Annotated in this window: 3 protein-coding genes; 1 reads left to right on the plus strand and 2 read right to left on the minus strand. The window is 34.9% G+C overall.

All coding sequences use genetic code 11. The features are described 5' to 3' along the window. Positions 1-316 precede the first annotated feature (316 nt). Entirely contained in the window at positions 317-718 is a 402-nt protein-coding gene (gene apaG / locus OZD62_RS03910) for a Co2+/Mg2+ efflux protein ApaG (RefSeq protein WP_007549064.1), read from the minus strand. 96 nt (positions 719-814) lie between these two features. Between apaG and OZD62_RS03915 the strand changes: the two genes are divergently transcribed. Continuing rightward, positions 815-1,879 (plus strand): 5-(carboxyamino)imidazole ribonucleotide synthase, encoded by a 1,065-nt coding sequence (locus OZD62_RS03915; RefSeq protein WP_010082017.1) that lies wholly within the window; start codon positions 815-817, stop codon positions 1,877-1,879. Between the two features lie 958 nt (positions 1,880-2,837). On the opposite strand, the gene OZD62_RS03920 is transcribed toward OZD62_RS03915, so the two are convergent. Then, positions 2,838-4,031, minus strand: coding sequence for a bifunctional 2-C-methyl-D-erythritol 4-phosphate cytidylyltransferase/2-C-methyl-D-erythritol 2,4-cyclodiphosphate synthase (locus OZD62_RS03920; protein ID WP_010963060.1), 1,194 nt, complete (start codon positions 4,029-4,031; stop codon positions 2,838-2,840). Between the last annotated feature and the right edge of the window lie 353 nt (positions 4,032-4,384).

The raw sequence follows: 4,384 nt of genomic DNA on the forward strand, positions 1-4,384 counted from the left end.
GTGCTTAAAAATATTAATAATTATACACTATTATTAACAATTATTCAACCATATTTTTGAAGATAGCTATAGCTAACACGTCATAACCGCCACGAACCGTCATACCGCGATTCATTCGCGGTATCTTAGCATAGATCCCGCTAACAAGTAGCGGGATGACGAGCTTATCGTCATGCCGCCGCGAACCGTCATACCGCGATTCATTCGCGGTATCTTAGCATAGATCCCGCTAACAAGTAGCGGGATGACGATTGTGTATCGTGCTTTGCTAAAAATCACAGAATGCAGTCTGGTTACAAATAAACTATTTTGACAGTTAATGGGGTCTAGTTTTGATGTATGGACTATCCAAAGAAAAGGGTGGTATCATAACTTCAAAAACTTTTATGCTTTCTTCATTCAGAAATTCATACTTACCCTGCATTATTCCTGACGGTACATTTAAGTATGTTCCACTTGTGTATTTAAATACCTCTCCAGATTTTATCACAGGTTGTTCTCCGATAACACCAACTCCGGCAATTTCATTTACTTTTCCCTTATAATCTATTATTTGCCAATGACGACTTAACAATTGAATAGTTGATTGGCTTTTGTTTTTTATCTTAACGTTATACATCCATACATAGCAATTTTCATAAGGAATGGATTGCTCTTCAATATAAATTGGTAAAACTGTAACTTCAACAAAGTTGGTAGTTAGTGTGTATTCTATCATTATAAAATATTCATGATAAGAAAATAGTATTTTAATTATATACTTTTTTCATAGATTTTTCAAGTATACTTTAATTAGGAAATATCAATTTATAGTATGAATGAACCAGATGCGCTGAGCAAAAAAGTAATAGGAATAATAGGTGGTGGACAATTAGGTAAAATGACTGCTATCGCTGCAACAAAACTTGGACAAAAAATACATGTTTTTGCCAGTGCTAAAGACGATCCAGCTTGTTCTATTGCTGATGATTTCACAATAGCAGATTTCTCTGATAAGAAAGCGCTTGAATCTTTTGCACAGAGTGTGGATTTGGTCACTATTGAGTCTGAAAATATTCCATGTAGTGCAATTGATATCGATGTAAATTTTTATCCGGGTAAAAAAGCGTTACACATTGCGCAAAATAGGCTTAGAGAGAAAGATTTCATTAGAAGCTTGAGTATAAAAACTGCTGAATACAAAAGTATACAAAATTATAATGAGCTACTGAAAAGCAGTAGAGCTTTTGGCTATCCAACAAGGCTGAAAACAACAGAAATGGGTTATGATGGAAAAGGGCAATATGTGCTTGAGAATGATTCTGAAGTGAAGCAATTTGCTTCCTTTGATTGGAATACAGAGTACATTCTTGAAGCAAGTGTTGATTTACTGAAAGAGGTTTCAATAGTCGTTGCAAGAGATAAAAACGGTAAAGTAGCTTTTTTTCCTATAGCAGAAAATTACCACGTTGATGGAATACTTGATACTTCAACAGTGCCAGCTAAAATAGATAGTAAATTAACTCAAGAGGTACAACGAGCTGCAAAGAAAATAGCAAATGCGCTTGATGTAATAGGAATTCTGGCTATTGAATTTTTTGTTACTAAGGATAACGAATTGTTAGTTAATGAACTAGCTCCAAGACCTCACAATTCTTGCCACTGGAGCTTGGATGCATGTAACGTTAGTCAATTTGAACAGCTAGTTAGGATAATATGCGGGCTACCTATGCAGGAAGTAGTATTACGCTTTCCTTGTATGACGAAAAATATAATAGGTAATGATATATATGATTCTCATAAGTATTTGAGCAACGAAAAAGCTAGTTTAACCATATATGGGAAAAAAGAGGTTAGGGATAAGCGTAAAATGGGACATGTCAATATAGATTTAAGTTAACAGTTTTTCTACGTCATACCGCCACAACTGTACGAACATTGTGATATGATGAGATGTTACATAGTAAACGGTGTCATTCTAGCACCTCTTTTCCCGTCATCCCGCTGCTTGTTAGCGGGATCTCATTTCACTTTGTGAAGGTGTCATCCCAGCACCTCTTTTCCCGTCATTCCGCTGCTTGTTAGCGGGATCTCATTTTACTTTATGAGGGTATCATCCGAGTAGCCCCTTTCTCGTCATCCCGCTGCTTGTTAGCGGGATCTCATTTCACTTTATGAAGGTGTCATTCGAGTAGCCTGACTACTTGGATCCAGGAATTTTATTAAGTTGGTAAGCATAAAAGTGGCTGATCTTATGTTAAAACACAACGTTCTTGATGAGATTACAGCAAGGCTGGATTCCAGCGTCAGCTACTTGAATGACAGCAGTCCTACGTCATGCCGCCGCGGTATCTCTAGATCCCGCTAACAAGTAGCGGGATGACGATTGTCGTTTAGCCATAAATGTTTAAGAAATTTACCAAACGAAAAAAAAGGCAAAAGAAGCCCCGTGGTTGGCTAGTTACTTACATTATACTTTCAAGTATGGCGTTTTTTTATTCTAAACGTTTAATAACCGCGATTCATCTGCTTTTAAGCCGCAACTAATCTAAATTATAAACATTAAGAAATTTACTAAACAGAAAAAAAGGCAAAGAAAACCTAGGGTAGCTAATTACTCACTATCCATTTTTTAAGTTGGCGTTTTTTGATGTTTTAAATGCTTTATAAGCGCATTTTAGCTTGTATAGCTAGAAATTTGATAAAGACATAAGGTGCACATAGTGCAAAAAATTAAACATGAGACGCCAAATACGTTGAGTTTTTTTGTCATTTAATCTGTACAGAGAAGATAAATAAATAGCTTCAGTTTCATGATAAGGGGGCTGGCGAAGGGTGTCAAGTAAGTTTTTTCGTTTCTATTTCCAATAAAAGTTTGTATGCAATAACACAGAAGCATGCACTGCTATTCCTTCATTTCTTCCAATATAACCTAATTTCTCTGCAGTGGTTGCTTTGATATTTACAAATTCATCATCAATTTCTAATGCTTTTGATATGAATTTCTTCATTTCTACTTTGTAAGGCGATATTTTAGGCTCTTCACAAACTATAGTAATATCTAAATTAGACACGCTGTACCCTTTTTCTTTTGCTTTTTTAGCAGCAAAGTCAAGAAAGTGAGATGAATTGCAATCTTTCCATTCAGAGGAACTAGGAGGAAAGTGCTCTCCTATGTCGCCACATCCCAGTGCTCCGAGTATTGCATCAACGATTGCATGTATTGCAACATCACCATCAGAGTGCGCTTCTATTGCCATGTTGTGTTCAATTTTCACACCGCAAATTTTTATAAAGCTTTCAGCACCATTTTGAACTTTAATGAACTTATGTATATCATAACCGGCTCCGACACGAAATTTTGGCTCTTCAAAAAGAAGCTTTGCCATATTGATATCCTCTTTTGTGGTTAACTTAAAATTGCTTTTCTCACCTTTAATAATCGCAACATGTTTTTTGTGCTCTACCATTAGTGATGAATCGTCAGTAAATTCTTTGACTGATTGATGGCATGATAATAATTCTTTGAAATTAAAAATTTGAGGGGTTTGTATGGCTCTGAGCTTTCCTCTTGAAATCGTAGATTCAATAAAACTATTACTCACCAATGACATAGTGTCTTCAACTTCTATTGCTGGAACTACTCCTGTATATTGATCATTAATCATAGATTCAACCAAGTTATCTATCAGAACATCTGACACAAAAGGCCTACAAGCATCGTGTATAACTACAAAATCTGGGTTAATTTTTTGTAAGCTTTCAAGCCCTAGTTTAACTGAACTTTGCCTGTTTTCTCCTCCGTATACAGGGCTTAGTAATTTAGTGTCTGTAATTAGTGATATAGCTTTCTCATAGAAACTTTCATGGTCTCTATTAATTGCTATTCTTATGTAATCTATATATTGGTTAGCCAGAAATCTTTTAATTGTATGAAATAAAACAGATTTACCTGCCAGTTTTATATATTGCTTAGGAATCGTAGAATTGCATCTACTGCCTACTCCCGCTGCAACTATTAATGCTGCTATTTTGTATTTCTTAGCGCACATATTTCTTTTTGTAGAAGCTTTCCTCTCTATCCAAGATTCTTTCCGAAAAATAAAATTTCTGACATCATATAAAAGTTACTTCCCCTATTAACTAGCATAATTATAATAGCAAAAGAGATATTTAGAGAGCTCAAAATCTATCTTTGCCTGCGGATTAAACAACTAAATTTTAGTAAAAAATGATAGTATTACAAATCGTAAAATACTTTCAACATAGGAAAAATAAATTGCATATTTTTCAGTAAATTAGCTATGCTAAACACATGCAAAAACGTCATATAACTATTTGTTTCATACTGCTTTTTATAATAGGGATGTTATTCCTGATGCGTCCTATGATTTTTCCATGTTTA

This window comes from Wolbachia endosymbiont of Drosophila seguyi, from assembly GCF_028981765.1.
GTDB classification, from domain to species: domain Bacteria; phylum Pseudomonadota; class Alphaproteobacteria; order Rickettsiales; family Anaplasmataceae; genus Wolbachia; species Wolbachia pipientis.

Coding starts and splice junctions, on each gene's coding strand:
- apaG (WP_007549064.1), bottom strand. CDS start 718: ATGATAGAATACACACTAACTACCAACTTTGTTGAAGTTACAGTTTTA.
- OZD62_RS03915 (WP_010082017.1), top strand. CDS start 815: ATGAATGAACCAGATGCGCTGAGCAAAAAAGTAATAGGAATAATAGGT.
- OZD62_RS03920 (WP_010963060.1), bottom strand. CDS start 4,031: ATGTGCGCTAAGAAATACAAAATAGCAGCATTAATAGTTGCAGCGGGA.